Below are 15,674 nucleotides of genomic sequence, written 5' to 3' on the forward strand. Positions count from 1 at the left end.
CCCCGCCTCAATCCTCGTCCTTGCCGATCTGCGCCAGCACCGCCCCCCGCCCGCGCAACCGCAGCAGGAACGGCACCACCAACGCCGCCACCGCAACCGCCAGCAGCCCCGCCGCCACCGGAGTGCTGACCAGCGTCGTCCAATCCCCCTGCGAGATCGACAAGGCGCGGCGCAACTGCTGTTCGGCCATCGGCCCCAGGATCAGCCCGACCACAACCGGCGCAATCGGATACCCGTAAAGCCGCATCAGATAGCCCATCACCCCGAAGATCAGCAGCATCGACAGCTCCACCGGCGACGGGTTCACCCCGATCGTGCCAAGCGTCGCAAACAGCAAGATCCCCGCATAAAGCCACGGTCGCGGGATCATCAGCAGCTTCACCCACAGCCGAATGAGCGGCAGGTTCAACACCAGAAGCATCACGTTGGCAATCAGCAGGCTGGCGATCAGCCCCCACACCAGTTGCGGCGAGGTGGCGAACAACAGCGGCCCCGGCTGCAAGCCGAACTGCTGGAACCCCGCCAGCATGATCGCCGCCGTGGCCGTCGTCGGCAGACCCAGCGTCAACAGCGGCACCAGCGTCCCGGCAGCGGCCGCGTTGTTGGCAGCCTCCGGCCCCGCAACGCCTTCGATGGCCCCGTGGCCAAACTGCTCCGGGTGCTTGGTGAACCGCTTTTCCGCACCATAGGACAGGAAACTTGCGATATCCGCGCCCCCCGCCGGCATCGCGCCAATCGGAAACCCGATTGCCGTGCCGCGCAGCCAGGGCTTCCATGACCGTCGCCAATCCTCGCGCGTCATTGCGACCGATCCCTTGATCGCATGGATCTTGTCCTGATTGGCCGCGCCCTGCGCCGCCACGAACAACGCCTCGCCCACCGCGAACATCGCCACGGCCAGCGTCGTCACCTCGATCCCGTCCAGCAGTTGCGGCACCCCGAATGACAACCGCGCCTGCCCGGTCAGCCCGTCAATCCCGACCAGCGCCAGCGCAAGCCCCACGAACAGCGAGGTCAGCCCCTTCAGCGTGCTGTCGCCGAACGCCGCCGACACCGTGACAAAGGCCAGCACCATCAGCGCGAAATACTCCCGCGGCCCGAACACGAAGGCCAGCTTCACGATCTGCGGCGCCAGAAACGCCAGCGCCAGCGTCGCCAGCAGCCCCGCCACGAACGACCCGATCGCCGCTGTCGCCAGCGCAGGCCCGCCGCGCCCCGCACGGGCCATCTTGTTGCCTTCCAGCGCGGTGACGATCGACGCGCTTTCCCCCGGCGTGTTGAGCAGGATCGACGTGGTCGATCCACCATACATCCCGCCGTAATAGATGCCCGCGAACATGATCAGCGAGCCCGCCGGATCAAGCCCGTAGGTCACCGGCAAAAGCAGCGCCACCGTCAGCGCCGGTCCGATGCCGGGCAACACGCCCACTGCCGTGCCAAGCGTGACGCCAACCAGCGCGTAAAACAGGATCATCGGCTCCATCGCCGTCGCAAGACCCTGCAGCAGGAAATCGAAGGTGGTCACCTCAGCCTCCGAAGATCAGGGTTTCAGGCAGCCCCGCCGGCAGGTTCAACTGCAACAGCCGGTCGAACACACCGTAGACGATCAAGGCAAACACGATCCCGACGGGCAGCGTCAGCACCACGCGCGTCTTGCCGAAGGCGGCCGCCGTGCAGGCGAACAACAGCCCCGAGGCAATCGAAAAGCCCAACGGCTTCAGCAGGATCAACTGCAACAACAACCCGCCCACGATCAGCAGTATCGGCACCGGTTGCTGGCGCGGCAGCGGGGGTGCGGCATGGCGCAGGCCCTTGACCACATGCCCCGCCGCCAGCAGCACCAGCCCCGCGCCGATGAACACCGGCAAGTCGCCCGACCCGATGCCGGCATAGCCGCCCTTGTCGGGAATGGCGCGGCCCTGCCAGATCAGCAGCCCGCCCAGCGCCGCCAGAACCGCCGCGATGATGAACGCCGCCCCATCGGGGCGACGTCCGGTTGCGTACAGGATCTTGGTCATTTGACCAGACCGATATCCTTCAGGATCGTCGTCGTCGCGTCGATCTCCCTGGCCAGTTGCGCGTCGAACTCGGCACCCGAAAGATAGGTGTTGGCCCAGCCCTTCGCGTCCAGCGTCGCCTTCCATCCGGCCGAGTTCACCAGCGTGTCGATATCCGCCGTGACTGCCGCCTTCTGCTCGTCCGTCAGGCCCGGTGCAGCGGCGACCATGCGCCAGTTCTGCACGTTCACGTCATAGCCCGCCTCCATCAGCGTCGGCGCATCGGTTCCCGGCCACTTTTCGGCGGTCGATACCGCCAGCATCCGCATCGTGCCGGCCTCGACCTGCGGCAGGAACTCGCCCACACCCGAGATACCGACCGTCACCTGATTGCCCAGAATGGCCGCCAGCGCCTCGCCGCCGCCGGAAAACGCGACATAGTTGATCTTGGTCGGGTCAATCCCGGCGGCCTTGGCCAGCAGGCCCACGGTGATGTGGTCGACACCACCCGCCGAACCGCCCGCCCACGAGACAGACCCCGGATCGGCCTTCATCATCTCGACCAGTTCGTTGATGTTCTGGATCGGGCTTGATGCCGACACCGCAATGCCCACCGCTTCGCCGGTCAGGCGCGCGATCGGCGTCACATCGGCCAGACTGACCGGAGATTCATTGGTCAGGATCGCGCCCACCATCACATAGCCGCCGACGATCAACTGGTTCGGATCGCCCGCAGCGCTCGACACGAACTGCGCAAGGCCAACCGTGCCGCCCGCGCCCGGCACGTTCTGCACCTGAACCGAGCCCGAGATGCCCTCGGCCTGGATGACCTCCTGCATCGCGCGCGCGGTGCTGTCCCAACCGCCGCCGGGGGCAGCGGGGGCAATGATCGTATAGTCGGCCGCAACGGCTGGCAGCGCCAGTGCCGTGGCGAAAACCGCGCTCAAAAGCGTGTGTTTCATCTTGATTCTCCTCCCAAGGCACGGAAACCCGCGCCGATTTGCGTCAGGCGGCACCTCCTCGTGCCGTCCCTGCCGAAAAGTTCACCACACTAACCTGTCAACAACCTGACAGGTCTGATTCCGCTCCGCAGCCTCGCTCCACAGCCTCGCGCCACAGCCGCAAAAGCTGCGCCCGCTTGGCCTGATCCAGATAGACCAGCACACCGGGGCTGACCGGAACCGGGCGCAACTGATCGCCCAGCGCCGCCTGCATCGCCACGCCGCTGTTGTCGCCCGACACCTCAAGGCTGACCGAAGGCAGGCGCAGCTTTTCCGACAGCAGCGTCTGCCCCTCGGCACTCATCAGGAACGCCAGAAACGCCGTGCCGCTCTCGGGCGTGGCAGCCGCCCTCGGCACCAGCGCAACGCGCGAAATCACCACCGTATAGTCGCGCAGCAGCACCATCCCCAACTCGGGCGCCAGCCGGGCCTGCTCGGCGGCATAAGACCCAAGGATGTTGTAACCGATCAGCAGCCGCCCGTCGGCCACCCGGTCGATGATGTCCTGACTGGTCGGAAAGGTCTGCAACCCCGCATCCGCCATCCGACCCAGCACCGACCAGATGTCGGGAAAATGTTCGGCGTCGCGCGCCAGAAACAGATACCCCACCGCCGACTGCTCGATGTCATAGGTGCCGATCTTGCCCTCGGGCGCGCTTTCCAGCCAGCGGGCCAGCTCCAGCCGTGAGTGTGGTGGCCCGTCTGGAAAGGCGGGCTTGTGATAGACCAGCACCGCCGGCTCGAACGTCATTGCAAAGGCGGTGTCCTGCCACTTGGCCCAGGCAGGCCACGTCAGCGCACCCGGCACCACCACCGGCTGCGCGAAACCGTCATTGGCCAGCTTCAGTTGCAGGTCCATCGCGGCGGAAAACACGAAATCCGCCGTGGCCGCCCCCGCGTCCGTCTCGGCGATCACCCGCGCGGCAATCTCGCCGCCCAGAAGGTCTTCATAGCGCACCGCCACCTCCGGGCGCTGCGCCTGAAATGCCTCGATCAGCGGCGCCGCCAACCGGCTGTCCAGCGTGGAATAGATCACCAGCCGCTGCGCCTCGATGCCCGGTGCGGCAAACTCCACCACCTCGGCACCGGCCGGTCCCGCCAAAGCCGCGCACAGAAGGATCGACCGTAGCAGCATCGCCCAACTCTGCCTCAGGAGAACACCGTTCACAACGCTCCGCATTGCCCCTAACCTGCCCTCGGGGAGGGGCCGATGCGGATATTGCTGGTAGAAGACGATCTTCCCCTGGCCGAGGCGCTGGTGTCGCTTCTGGTCTCGTCAGGCTATGCGGTCGATTGCGTGCATGATGGCGAAGGTGCCCGAACCCGCGCCGCCGCCGCACAGGTCGACCTCGTGATCCTCGATCTGAACCTGCCGCAGCTTGACGGGCTGGCCGTCCTGCGCGCCATGCGCACGATCGGCAACCAGGCCGCGGTGATGATCCTCACCGCGCGCGGCGCGGCCGAAGACCGGGTGCGCGGGCTTGACCTTGGCGCCGACGACTACATGGCCAAACCCTTCGACATCCGCGAATTCGAAGCCCGCGTCCGCTCGCTCCTGCGCCGTCAGGCGGGGCTGCGCTCGGCCACCGTGGCGCTTGGCCCGGTCACGCTCGACCTGACCACCCGCCAGTTTTCCGCCTTCGGACAAGAGCTTGACCTGCCACCCCGCGAACGCGCGCTTCTGGAACTCCTCCTGACCCGCGCCGGGCGTGTCGTCGGCAAAGAGGCGATCGTCCAGTCGCTCACGTCACTGGAGGACATGCTTTCCGACAACGCGATCGAACAATACATCTCGCGCCTGCGCCGCCGGCTTGCGCCCTTCGGGCTGTCGCTGCGCACCGTGCGCGGCATCGGCTACCTTCTTGAAAAGCCGTCCGACCCGGCATGAAACCCTATTCACTCCGCCGCCGCCTGCTTCTGTGGCTTCTCCTCGCCACCGCCCTCCTTGGTCTTGCCGCCCTCCTCGACACCTGGCGCGAGGCGCTGCGCACCGCACAAAGCGTGTCCGACCGCGTGCTTGTCGGGTCGGCCCTCGCCATCGCCGAACGGGTGACGGTCGACCAGTCCGGCGGGCTCGAGGTCGACATCCCCTTTTCCTCGCTGGAAATGCTGGCCTCGACGGCACAGGACAAGGTATTCTACCGCGTCGATGGCCCGGTCGGCAGCTTTCTGACCGGCTATCCCGATCTTGCCGTCGCCCCGGCCCCGCAGGGCGGCATCGCCTTCACCGATGGCACCTACCGCTCGGTCGGCATCCGCAGCGCCACCCTCCTGCGCGAGGTGTCGACCGGCGCCCGCTCCATCGCGTTCAGCGTCACGGTCGCCGAATCCACCCGCGCCCGCGCCGCCCTCGCCCGCGCCATCCTCGTCCGCTCCGCCCTGCGCCTCGGCCTCTTGATCCTCGGCGTGGCGGTCATCGTCTGGGTCGCCGTCACCGTCGCCCTGCGCCCGCTTGAACGTCTGGGCGAGGCCATCGCCGAACGCTCGCCCGGCGATCTGCGCCCCGTCACCGCCGACACCCCCGAAGAGGTCGAGGCGCTGGTCAACGCCATCAACTCCTTCATGGCCCGGCTTGGCACCGCGCTTGACGGTCTGCGCAACTTCACCGGCAACGCCAGCCACCAGTTGCGCACCCCGCTTGCCGTGGTGCGCACCCAGCTTGCCCTCGTCGACCGCAACGCCGCCCCCGGTCCGGTGACCGACGCCAGCGCCAAGGCCCGCACCGCCCTCGAACGGGCCGAGCGGGTGCTGGCGCAACTTCTGGTCCTGGCCAGGGTCGATGCCAGCAGCGGCGCCGCCGTCCTTGCCCCGGTCGATGTGGTGGCGGTCGCCAAGGGCGTTACCGCCGAACTGGTCCCCACCGCCTTGCAATACGACATCGACCTTGGCTTTGAAGGCACCGCAACCGCGATTGCCACGGCCGACAAGGTGCTGCTTGCGGAACTTCTGAACAACCTTGTGACCAACGCCATCACCTATGCCGGGCGCGGCGCCATCGTCACCGTGCGCGTCACCACCGCCCCCCACACCGCCGCCCCCCACACCACCGCCTCCCACACCGCCGCGCCCCACACCACCGCGCCCGTCACCATCGAGGTTGAAGACAACGGCCCCGGCCTTTCGCCTGCCCAACTGGACCACGCGCGCCAGACCCGCGCAGATGCGCCGCGCCCATTGCCGTCGCTGCACAAGGGCACCGCAACCGGCATGGGGCTGGGCCTTGCCATCGCTGCGGAAATTTCGGCACTGTTCGGCGCCACGATCAGCTTTGATCAGGGCCGCAGCGGTTCAGGCCTTCTGGTGCGGATCAGCTTTCCGCCCTGAGCCGTCACCCGATCACACTGCCCGATCACACCGCCCGATCACACTGCCCGATCACGCCGCCCGATCACACTGCCCGATCACGCCGCCCTGCGGGTGCAGCCATTGCTGCGCCCGGCAGCGCCTCGGCCTCGGGCGGCGCGGCCACCCCGTCCAGCGCTTCTGCCACCACGGCCAGAAGATCAGCCTCGGTGTAAGGCTTCAGCAACCATCCCGCCGGGTGCGCCGGGCTTGCCCGCACCACGTTCGCGTCGTCCCGGCTGCCGGTGGTAAACACCGCCGGGATGCCAAGCTCTGCCCGCAACGCCAGCGCAAGGTCGATCCCGTCTTGCGCCGAGGCGATCCGCACATCCAGCACCGCCATATCCGGGTGCTCCTTGCGTGCCAGCGCGATGCCGCTGTCATAGGTGCTTGCCATGCCAACGATGGTGTGGCCTGCATCGGCCAGTGCGTCACTTGCCACCAGGGCGATAAGGAACTCGTCCTCCACGATCAGAATGCGCGCCATGATTGATCCTGCAATGCTCCCATGGGGAAACGCGCGATCCCGCGGTCGGTTCCATCGACGTTGCGGCACCGGGCAACACGCCGCGCAGTCACTCGCCCTCCTCGCCGAAGATACCGGCCAGCGGAACGTCGATGCGCCAGCGCAATCCTTCGGGACGAAACTCCAGCGCCGCCTCGCCGCCCAGCTCATGCGCAAGCCCCCGCTCGATCAACCGCGACCCGAAGCCCTTCTGCGTCGGCAGCGTGACCGGCGGTCCGTCCCGCTCTTCCCACGACAGGCGCAGCCTGCCGCCTGCAACGTGCCAGCCAATCTCCACCCGCCCCGCATCGTTCGACAGCGCCCCGTATTTCACCGCATTCGTCGCCAGTTCGTGAAACGCCATTGCCAGCGACAGCGCCGCTTTCGGGCGCATCCTGACGCTTGGCCCCGCCAGCACAAAGCGGCCCGACCGGTCCCCGTCGATCGCAAAGGGCCGCAGCGCCTCGCGCAGCACGTCGGTCAGCTCCGCCGAGCCCCACGCCTGCCGCGTCAGCAGGTCATGCGACCGCGACAGCGCCATCACCCGCGTCTCGATCGCTTCGCGCACCCGCACCGGCACATCCTCGCCGCGCAACGCCTGCGACACGATCGACTGCACCGTGGCCAGCGTGTTCTTCACCCGGTGGTTCAACTCGCCGATCAGCATCTGCAACCGGTCGGCGTTTTCCTTTTCGGCGCGGATGTCGCGCGCCTCGATGATGGTGCCGATGGACTGCGCCTCGGCGTTGCGGATCGGGCTTGCGGTATAGGCCACCGGGTAGAAATGCCCGTCCTTGTGGACAAAGGTTTCCTCGCCCGCGGTCTGCCGGTTGTCGGGAAAGGCCCGGTCGATGGCGCAATCTTCCAGCGCGAAGCGGCTTCCGTCCGGGCGCGAATGGTGGATCACCTCATGCAAGGGGCGGCCGGTGGTCTCCTCGAACCGGTATCCCGTCAGCGCCTCGGCAGCGGCGTTCATGTAAACGCAATGTTGCCGACCATCCATCATGAAGACCGCCATCCGCGTGTTGTCCAGAACCGCGTTCAGCCGCCGTTCGCTGCGCGCCAACTCGTCCAGTGCCGCGCGCCGCGCGGTATCGTCGCGCAGCGTCAGCACGGCGCCCATGAATCGCCCGTCGTCGGTATAGACCGGACGCGCGCTGCCAATGGCCACCACATCCTTGCCATCGGGCCGCCGGATCAGCCAATGCTCGTCGATCACGGTCTCCTTGCGCACCACCGCCCGCGCCAATGGCAGCGCCTCAACCGGGTATGGCGCGCCCTCCAGCGTGAACAGGTTGTAGACCTTCGAGAATTCGGCCGGCGAAACGTCAACCGCCTTGACCCCGTGGATGCGCGCCGCCGCCTCGTTGACAAAGGTGATCCGGCCGGTGTCGTCAGTGACGATCACACCCTCGGTCAGTTGGCCCAGGATGGCCGTCCGCTCTGCCGCCAGCGCCTGTGTCCTGCGCGATGCCTCCAGCAGCGCCGCCTCGTCGCGCTTGCGACGGGTCACGTCCACGACAAACCCGAAAAACCCGTCCACCTTGCCGCCTGCCGTGATGTTCGGAATGTATTCCGCTTCGACATGCCGGTGGGCTCCGTCCCGGTAGGGGATCACCGCGTCAAACCGCACAAGCTCGCCCGCCGCCACCCGCTCCATCATCGGCCCCACCGTTCGCAGCGCCGCATCGCCCAGAACGTCACCGACGTGCTTGCCCACGATCTCGGCACGCGGCAGCCCGAACCACTCTTCATACGCCCGGTTCACGAACCGGTAGCGCCCATCCTTCCCGACATGCGAAATCAGCGCTGGCGCCGCATCGGCCACCAGTTGCAGCCGCCGCTGGTTTTCGGCCGCAACCGCCTCGGCGCGCTTCAACTCGGTCACGTCAAAGACCGCGCCGCTGAACACCCGGTTCGCATCCACCGTGCCGCGCGCCAGACACCACCGGATCGTCCCGTCCGGCAGCACCACGCGGTATTCGTCCTCGTAGCGCGTCTCTCCCGTCTGCAGCGCCGCCATCTTCGCCATCACCGCCTCGCGGTCGTCGGGATGCACGCGCTCCAGATAGTCGGCCTCGCTGCTGTCCACCCCCGGATCAAGCCCGAACAGCATCGCGATCCCTGCGTCCGAGCGGATCTTGCCGTTCGGCATCTGCCAGATGAAGGTGCCGGCCCCCGCCGTGGTCAGCAGGCTTTGCAGCCGGGTGTGCGCGATCTGCAGCGCCTCGGTCCGCTCCAGCACCCGTTCCTCCAGATGCGCCTTGGCTGCCATCAGGTCCAGCCGCGACCGCCGCTCGCGCCCGGTGGTGCGCAACCCAAGCGCCGTCAGAACGCCAAACGCCGCCAGCGCCACCAGCGCGATCAACCCGGTCACCAGCGCCCTCAGCCGCCACGGCGCCAGCACCATGTCCAACGGGCGCGACACGCTGATCCGCACCGGATACTTGCCAAGGTCGCGCACCACCTGCAACTGCCGCCCCGCCTCGGCCGCCACCGCGGCCACCGCGTCCAGCGTGGCCCGGCCGGGCTCGGTCTGCGGCCACTCGGCCAGCCGCACGCCATCCAGCCGCGACAGGACCATCCGCGCACCCTCGCCAGGCCCTGCCTGCGCATAAAGGCCCGAGAAATACGCGCTGCGCACCCCTGCCGCCACGACACCCTCGAACGTGCCGTCCTCGGCATAGAGGCCGCGGCTCAGGGTAAAGCGCTGCTCGCCGCTGCGCGCCCCCGTTGCCAGAGGGCCAGTGTAAAGCCCGGCCATGCCGTTCCGATGCGCCTGAAAATATTCGCGGTCCGCGTAGGACGCGGTCAATGTCGGCGGGTGGCCCCAGCTTTCCACCAGCGTCACTCCCGCCTCGTCCAGCACCCAGATCGAGGTGATCTGGTCACTGTCGCCGCGCAGCCGCGCGATCTGGCGAAACAGCGCCTCAAGCGCTGCCGGATCGTCGCGGTCCACGCCCTCGGCCACGGCGACGCTGCCCTGCAACACCGCTTCGCCCGCCTCGAAGACACGCCCGGCATGCTGCTCCAGCAACAGCGCCGTCGCTTGCAATTGCCGCTCGGCAAGGTCGATCGTCGCATCGCGGTCGCGGTAGATCCCCACCCCCCACGCCGACACCGTCGCCACCGAAAAAAGCGCCAGCGCTGACCACCAGAATTTCCGCTGCATCAGCGCGACCGACAGCCTGCCGCAACGGCCAGTCGCACCATCGCCGCCACAGCCCCGCACCGGCCATCTGCCCGCATCCGCATTCCCCTTCGCATCGCGTCCGGTCCCGCGCCCGACGCCCCGCCAAAACTTCCGGCCAAGGCTCCCCGCCGGTCGGCAGACCGCACGCCACCCCATCGCGAACGCAGATTGCCGCGATTGGTTCCCGTCGCCTGTCATCCAGCCTTGATCCCGCCGTCGTCGCGGCGTCACACAAATCCGCTATTCCGGCGCTGTCAGATGAAACCCGCCACCCCCGCCGATTGCCCTGATCATCCCTAAAACCCGCGAGGCCATGATGCTGACCGACACGCTGTCCTTCGATCAGGCACCGATCTCGCCCGATGTGACGTTCACCTACGCCCACCCCGGCCAATCCCCGCTTCGCCGCGCACTGATCCGCACGCTGGAACTGGCCAGTGGCCAGCCGCACCTGCGCCGCCTCTACCTTGACTGGGCGCTTTGCGACAAACGCCCCGGCGAGGCGGTGTTCGCCGCGGCCCTGCGCAAACTTGCGATCACGCCCCGGATCACCTCGCGCACCCCGCTTGACCGGCTGCCACAGCACGGCGGCCTCCTGATCGTGGCAAACCATCCGTTCGGCGTGGTCGACGGCCTTTGCCTTGGCCACCTCGGCCTGCATCTGCGCGGCAATGTCCGCATCCTGACCAACAGCCTCCTCTGCCGCGTCCCCGAAGTGGACCCCTACCTGATGCCCGTCGATTTCTCCGGCACGGCGCAAGCCCGCCGCCTGACAGCCGAAACCCGGCGCCAGGCCTCGGCACTGCTTGCGGCGGGCAAGGTCGTGGCGATCTTTCCCGCCGGCGGCGTCGCCACGGCCAACAAACCCATCGCCGGCCGCGCCGTTGATGCGGCATGGCATCCCTTCGTCGGGCGGCTGGCCACGATCCCCGGCGTCACCACCCTGCCCGTCCACTTTGCCGGACAGAACTCGCGGCTGTTCCAGATTGCCAGCCACACCAGCTATGCCTTGCGGGTGGCGCTCATCTTCCACGAAACCCGCCGCCGGATCGCACAGCCCGTGCAGATCACCGTCGGCTCGCCGATCCCCGCCCTTGCCCTGCGCCATCTGGACCGCGACGGCGTTGCCGCCGCCCTGCGCCGCCACTGCATGGCACTGGCCAGCCCGTCGCTTCCCGACCCCGAGGAAGCCTACATCTGGCCGCGCCACATCCGCGCCTGACGTTACAGAACTTTCACACCGCTTTCGGCGCAGTGTCACACGCCGCCCCTAGACACAGGCTCAGCGACCACAAGAGGTGACCGATGCTCGAAGTCAGAGGCGTTACGCGGATGTTTGGCGCAAAGGCTGCCGTCGACCGGGTCAGCTTCACCGTCGACCGCCCGGCCTTTGTCGGCATCATCGGTCGCTCCGGCGCTGGCAAATCCACCTTCCTGCGCCTGATGAACCGCCTGATAGACGCCTCCGCAGGCGAAATCCTCGTCAACGGCCAAAACGTGCTGGCCCTGAAAAACGGCGACGCCCGCGCCTGGCAAAGCCAATGCGCGATGATCTTCCAGCAGTTCAACCTGGTGCCCCGGATGGACGTGGCCTCCAACGTCCTGCACGGCATCCTGAACCGCCGCTCCACCTTGCAAACCATGTTCAACCTCTGGCCGCAGGCCGACATCCTGCGCGCCCTCGACATCCTCGACCGCCTCGGTATCGCCGAACAGGCCCCGAAACGCGCCGAGGCGCTGTCCGGTGGCCAGCAGCAGCGCGTCGCCATTGCCCGCGCGCTGATGCAAGACCCCAAGATCATCCTTGCCGATGAACCGATCGCCTCACTCGACCCGATGAACGCGCAGGTGGTGATGGACACGCTGCGCCGCATCAACCTCGAAGACGGACGCATGGTCATCGCCAATCTCCACACCCTCGACACCGCGCGCCGCTACTGCGACCGCGTGATCGGAATGCGCGATGGCCGCATCGTGTTCGACGGCACGCCAGACCAGCTATCCACCGGCGTCGCCCGCGACATCTACGGCGCCGACGACACGTTCAACGAGGCCGCGACCTCGACCTCCATCCCCACCGACACCGCAGCCGACCGGTCCTACGCCGACCTCATGCTGTCGTGACCACCGAACGTCCAACCCACGGAGAACCCATGAAAAAGCTGCTCACCGCCACCGCCCTGACCGCGATCCTCGCCACCAGCGCCACCGCCCAGGACATCACCGAATTCAACATCGGCATCCTCGGCGGCGAAAACGCGCAGGACCGCCTGACCTCGAGCGAATGTTTCCGCGCCAAGGTCGAAGCCGCCCTCGGCGTGCCGGTCAAGGTGTTCACCCCCGCCGATTATGACGGCGTGATCCAGGGCCTTCTCGGCGGCACCCTCGACTATGCGTGGCTCGGCGCCTCGGCCTATGCCAAGACCCAGTTGACCGATCCCGAAGCGGTCGAAGTCAAGCTGACCAAGCAGAACGTCGATGGCTCCACCGGCTACTACTCGATCGGCTTCACCCGCAAGGACACCGGCATCACCTCGATGGACGATGCCAAGGGCAAGACCTTTGCCTTCGCCGACCCGAACTCCACCTCCGGCTACCTCGTCCCCGGTGCCGAGCTTTCGGCCAAATACGGCACCCTCGACGCCTACTTCTCCGAAGTGAAGATGTCCGGCGGCCATGAACAGACCATCGTCGGCGTCGCCAACGGTGATTTCGACGCCGGCGTGTCCTGGGCCGACGGCCTTGGCAACTGGGAAGACGGCTATACCAATGGCGCCTTCCGCAAGGCCGCCGACGCGGGCCTCGTCGACATGTCGAACCTGGTGGAAATCTGGCGCTCCACGCTGATCCCCGAAGGCCCGATGGTGGTGCGCAAGGCGCTGCCGCAGGACGTCAAGGACAAGGTCACCGCGCTGACCGCCGACCTGTGGGAAACCGATCCGGAGTGTGCCTACAACCTCGCCGGCGGCGAAGCCAAGGATTTCGTCCCGGTCGAACCGGCCGCCTACGACGGTATTCTCGCCGCCCGCAAGATGCAGGAAGGCATGTAACCTTTTTCATGACGACCGGCCGGGTCTTGCAAAAGACCCGGCCTTTTCTTTGGGGGAACCATGGTCGACATCGCCTTCGGGCCAACGCCGGGCACACGCCCCGACACCAGCAACACCCGCGAAGCCTACCTCGAGATGGTCCGCCGCAAGCGCATGTATGGCGGGATCCTTCTCGTGATCTTCGTGGCGCTGATGGCCTCGGGCTGGATGCTGGCCGACACCCGCAACGCCGGCGGCTTCTGGAACGGCCTGCCGCAGACCCTCGACTTCCCCTCCGAAGTGCTGACCGAAGCCTGGACCGACCGCGCCCACCTGCCCGCACTGATCTGGGACCACGTTCCCGCCCTGATCGAAACCCTGAACATCGCCGCCGTCGCCACCCTCCTCGGCGCACTTGCCGCCATGACACTGTCCCTACTCGCCACCCGTGGTCTCGCCCGCTGGCCCCGCCTGATCCCGCTGTTCCGCCGCACGATGGATGCCCTGCGCGCCATCCCCGAGATCGTCATCGCGTTGGTGCTGATCTACATCCTCGGTGGCGGCCCGGTCCCCGCCGTCATCGCCATCGCGCTGCACACCGGCGGCGCCCTCGGCAAGCTTTTCTCCGAAGCGGCCGAAAACGCCGACCTCAAGCCCGTCGAAGGTCTCGCCTCGGTCGGCGCCACCTGGTCGCAGCGCATGTGGCTTGGCGTGATCCCGCAAGTCGCGCCGAACTGGCTCAGCTATGCCCTCCTGCGGTTTGAAATCAACGTCCGCGCCAGCGCCATCCTCGGCTTCGTCGGCGAAGGCGGCATCGGCCACGACCTGAAACTGGCGATGCAATGGGGTCAGGGCCGCTATGACGAGGTCGTGGCGATCTTCCTCCTCCTCTTCGCCGCCATCGTCGTCATCGACCGCATTTCCGACCACTACCGCACCAAGCTGGTGAAGGGAACCTGAGCCATGACGATGACGATGACCGCGCCATCACTGGCCGACAGCATCACCCGCCGCTTCGCCGCCAAACGCCGCATGGCCTTCGCCGTGCCCGCCGTGATCCTCGCCTACCTCCTCTATGCCGCGATCAGCTTCGATCTTGCCGGCCTCGCCCAGCGCGCCCGCCTCGACAACGCGGCAATCCTGCTGTCCGACTTCTGGTCGCACAAGACCCACGTCACCCGTGACAACCGCTCCGGCAAGCTGACCGTCGCGATCGAGGGCGAGGCCAAGGGCACCTACCCCGAAGGCATGCTGCCCGACTGGGTCACCATCACCGGCCCCGTCACCACGATCGACCTCGGCACCGGCCACAGCGTCACCTACGACGACGCCGGCGCCCGCATGGTCGTGCCCGGCTACGGCACCATCGACATCCGCCCCGTCGGCGGCAAACCCGTCCTGACCGCGCCCCAGCCGATCCCCGACTGGATTTCGGTCGCGGAAAACAAGATCAGCGTCACCACCGATGCCGGCCGGTTCAACTATTCCCGCTCCAAGGTCGAAACCTTCAAGTATGAACCGGGGTGGGAACTGTGGTTCTTCACCCTCGACAGCCCGTTCCGCGGCAAATCCTTCGGCCAGCTCGCAGCCCTCGCCACCACCGCCGACCGGATCGACCCCGCCCGCTCCAACCTCGGCTACATGGCGTCCGAATTCTGGACCAACAAGATGTGGCGCCACGGCGACGTCGCCTGGGCGATTTTCGAAACCATCCTGATGGCCTTCCTCGGCACCATGACGGCGGCGCTGGTCGCCCTGCCTCTGGGCTTTCTCGCCGCGCGCAACTTCATGCCGCTCGGCCCCCTGCGCTTTGCCGCCCGCCGCGTGTTTGATTTCATCCGCGGCGTCGACGGGTTGATCTGGACCATCATCCTCAGCCGCGCCTTCGGCCCCGGCCCGATGACCGGCGCCATCGCCATCGCGATCACCGATGCCGGAACCTTCGGCAAGACCTTCTCCGAGGCGCTGGAAAACATCGACGAAAAACAGGTCGAGGGCATCCGCTCCACCGGTGCCAACGCCACCTTGCGCGCCCGCTTCGGGGTCATCCCGCAGATCACTCCGATCCTCATCTCCCAGGTGCTCTACACCCTCGAATCCAACACCCGCAGCGCCACCGTGATCGGTGCCATCGTCGGCGGCGGCATCGGCCTGCTTCTGACGCAAGCGATCATCACGCAGAAGGATTGGGAAGAGGTCGCCTATTACATGGTCCTCATCGTGCTCATGGTCATGGCGATGGACAGCCTCTCCGGCTGGCTGCGCCGCAAACTGATCAAAGGCCCCTGACGATGCGTGCCGGCCCCGTTGCGCCACCAGCGGCGGGCGACGCGCCGCCTGCCCGCGCCCAGCGCCAACCGCCTCCAGCGGGTCAGGACACCACGGGCCGATCCAACCCGGACCGGATCACCTCGGCCCGGTCTGGCCTGGGCCAGTCCCGCTTGCCGCAGTCCACCTTCGGCCAGTCCAACTTCGGCCAGTCCACCTTCGGCCAGTCCAACTTCGGCCAGTCCAACTCGGGCCAGTCCAACTTCGGCCAGTCCAACTCGGGCCAGTCCAACTCGGGCCAGTCCAACTCGGGCCAGTCCAACTAGGGCCAGTCCAACT

The 15,674-nt window shown here is 67.2% G+C and carries 14 protein-coding genes; 8 read left to right on the top strand and 6 right to left on the bottom strand.

Features of this window, described 5'->3' with window-relative positions; genetic code table 11:
* Positions 1-7 precede the first annotated feature (7 nt).
* The 4 genes from U1E69_RS08835 to U1E69_RS08850 all read right to left on the bottom strand — a co-directional run bounded on the left by U1E69_RS08835 (position 8) and on the right by U1E69_RS08850 (position 4,133).
* Entirely contained in the window at positions 8-1,525 is a 1,518-nt protein-coding gene (locus U1E69_RS08835) for a tripartite tricarboxylate transporter permease (RefSeq protein ID WP_305569719.1), read from the bottom strand.
* Between the two features lies 1 nt (position 1,526).
* On the bottom strand, positions 1,527-2,018 hold the full coding sequence (locus U1E69_RS08840) for a tripartite tricarboxylate transporter TctB family protein (RefSeq protein ID WP_305569720.1): 492 nt from the start codon (positions 2,016-2,018) through the stop codon (positions 1,527-1,529).
* Entirely contained in the window at positions 2,015-2,959 is a 945-nt protein-coding gene (locus U1E69_RS08845) for a tripartite tricarboxylate transporter substrate binding protein (RefSeq protein ID WP_322244026.1), read from the bottom strand. Before U1E69_RS08845 ends, U1E69_RS08840 begins: the two co-directional genes overlap by 4 nt.
* Before the next feature lie 97 nt (positions 2,960-3,056).
* Complete coding sequence (locus U1E69_RS08850) at positions 3,057-4,133, bottom strand: ABC transporter substrate-binding protein (protein WP_305569722.1); 1,077 nt, start codon at positions 4,131-4,133, stop codon at positions 3,057-3,059.
* 75 nt (positions 4,134-4,208) lie between these two features.
* Here U1E69_RS08850 and U1E69_RS08855 point away from each other — a divergent pair, with 75 nt between their 5' ends.
* Together U1E69_RS08855 and U1E69_RS08860 are read left to right on the top strand one after the other, a co-directional pair.
* The gene (locus U1E69_RS08855) at positions 4,209-4,886 is read left to right on the top strand and encodes a response regulator transcription factor (protein WP_322244027.1); all 678 of its coding nucleotides are present in this window, start codon (positions 4,209-4,211) and stop codon (positions 4,884-4,886) included.
* Complete coding sequence (locus U1E69_RS08860; protein WP_305569724.1) at positions 4,883-6,322, top strand: sensor histidine kinase; 1,440 nt, start codon at positions 4,883-4,885, stop codon at positions 6,320-6,322. The genes U1E69_RS08855 and U1E69_RS08860 overlap by 4 nt, the downstream gene beginning before the upstream one ends.
* Before the next feature lie 64 nt (positions 6,323-6,386).
* Here the strand turns inward: U1E69_RS08860 and U1E69_RS08865 are convergent, their stop codons facing one another.
* A complete protein-coding gene (locus U1E69_RS08865; RefSeq protein WP_305569725.1) occupies positions 6,387-6,827 on the bottom strand; it encodes a response regulator in 441 nt (146 codons plus the stop codon).
* 88 nt (positions 6,828-6,915) lie between these two features.
* On the bottom strand, positions 6,916-10,017 hold the full coding sequence (locus U1E69_RS08870) for a PAS domain S-box protein (RefSeq protein ID WP_305569727.1): 3,102 nt from the start codon (positions 10,015-10,017) through the stop codon (positions 6,916-6,918).
* A gap of 337 nt (positions 10,018-10,354) precedes the next feature.
* Between U1E69_RS08870 and U1E69_RS08875 the strand changes: the two genes are divergently transcribed.
* From U1E69_RS08875 to U1E69_RS08900, 6 genes are all read left to right on the top strand, one after another.
* Positions 10,355-11,260 carry a 1-acyl-sn-glycerol-3-phosphate acyltransferase gene (locus tag U1E69_RS08875; protein ID WP_305569728.1) on the top strand — a complete coding sequence of 302 codons (906 nt, stop codon included), beginning with the start codon at positions 10,355-10,357 and terminating at the stop codon, positions 11,258-11,260.
* An 83-nt stretch (positions 11,261-11,343) separates the two neighbouring features.
* Positions 11,344-12,162 (top strand): phosphonate ABC transporter ATP-binding protein, encoded by an 819-nt coding sequence (gene phnC, locus U1E69_RS08880; protein WP_305569729.1) that lies wholly within the window; start codon positions 11,344-11,346, stop codon positions 12,160-12,162.
* A gap of 29 nt (positions 12,163-12,191) precedes the next feature.
* Positions 12,192-13,088: a phosphonate ABC transporter substrate-binding protein gene (phnD, locus tag U1E69_RS08885; protein ID WP_305569730.1), complete on the top strand. Its 897-nt coding sequence runs from the start codon at positions 12,192-12,194 to the stop codon at positions 13,086-13,088.
* A 60-nt stretch (positions 13,089-13,148) separates the two neighbouring features.
* The gene (gene phnE, locus U1E69_RS08890) at positions 13,149-14,027 is read left to right on the top strand and encodes a phosphonate ABC transporter, permease protein PhnE (protein WP_305569732.1); all 879 of its coding nucleotides are present in this window, start codon (positions 13,149-13,151) and stop codon (positions 14,025-14,027) included.
* A 3-nt stretch (positions 14,028-14,030) separates the two neighbouring features.
* Complete coding sequence (gene phnE / locus U1E69_RS08895; RefSeq protein ID WP_305569734.1) at positions 14,031-15,356, top strand: phosphonate ABC transporter, permease protein PhnE; 1,326 nt, start codon at positions 14,031-14,033, stop codon at positions 15,354-15,356.
* A gap of 2 nt (positions 15,357-15,358) precedes the next feature.
* Positions 15,359-15,661 carry a hypothetical protein gene (locus U1E69_RS08900; RefSeq protein ID WP_322244028.1) on the top strand — a complete coding sequence of 101 codons (303 nt, stop codon included), beginning with the start codon at positions 15,359-15,361 and terminating at the stop codon, positions 15,659-15,661.
* Positions 15,662-15,674: the final 13 nt, after the last annotated feature.

The sequence above is a fragment of the Tabrizicola sp. genome, from assembly GCF_034366665.1.
Lineage (GTDB): Bacteria > Pseudomonadota > Alphaproteobacteria > Rhodobacterales > Rhodobacteraceae > Tabrizicola.

What these genes read in the sequence shown, in the direction of transcription:
- U1E69_RS08840 (WP_305569720.1), bottom strand. Translation starts at nt 2,018, where the DNA reads ATGACCAAGATCCTGTACGCAACCGGACGTCGCCCCGATGGGGCGGCG.
- U1E69_RS08845 (WP_322244026.1), bottom strand. Translation starts at nt 2,959, where the DNA reads ATGAAACACACGCTTTTGAGCGCGGTTTTCGCCACGGCACTGGCGCTG.
- U1E69_RS08850 (WP_305569722.1), bottom strand. Translation starts at nt 4,133, where the DNA reads ATGCTGCTACGGTCGATCCTTCTGTGCGCGGCTTTGGCGGGACCGGCC.
- U1E69_RS08855 (WP_322244027.1), top strand. Translation starts at nt 4,209, where the DNA reads ATGCGGATATTGCTGGTAGAAGACGATCTTCCCCTGGCCGAGGCGCTG.
- U1E69_RS08860 (WP_305569724.1), top strand. Translation starts at nt 4,883, where the DNA reads ATGAAACCCTATTCACTCCGCCGCCGCCTGCTTCTGTGGCTTCTCCTC.
- U1E69_RS08865 (WP_305569725.1), bottom strand. Translation starts at nt 6,827, where the DNA reads ATGGCGCGCATTCTGATCGTGGAGGACGAGTTCCTTATCGCCCTGGTG.
- U1E69_RS08870 (WP_305569727.1), bottom strand. Translation starts at nt 10,017, where the DNA reads ATGCAGCGGAAATTCTGGTGGTCAGCGCTGGCGCTTTTTTCGGTGGCG.
- U1E69_RS08875 (WP_305569728.1), top strand. Translation starts at nt 10,355, where the DNA reads ATGCTGACCGACACGCTGTCCTTCGATCAGGCACCGATCTCGCCCGAT.
- phnC (WP_305569729.1), top strand. Translation starts at nt 11,344, where the DNA reads ATGCTCGAAGTCAGAGGCGTTACGCGGATGTTTGGCGCAAAGGCTGCC.
- phnD (WP_305569730.1), top strand. Translation starts at nt 12,192, where the DNA reads ATGAAAAAGCTGCTCACCGCCACCGCCCTGACCGCGATCCTCGCCACC.
- phnE (WP_305569732.1), top strand. Translation starts at nt 13,149, where the DNA reads ATGGTCGACATCGCCTTCGGGCCAACGCCGGGCACACGCCCCGACACC.
- phnE (WP_305569734.1), top strand. Translation starts at nt 14,031, where the DNA reads ATGACGATGACGATGACCGCGCCATCACTGGCCGACAGCATCACCCGC.
- U1E69_RS08900 (WP_322244028.1), top strand. Translation starts at nt 15,359, where the DNA reads ATGCGTGCCGGCCCCGTTGCGCCACCAGCGGCGGGCGACGCGCCGCCT.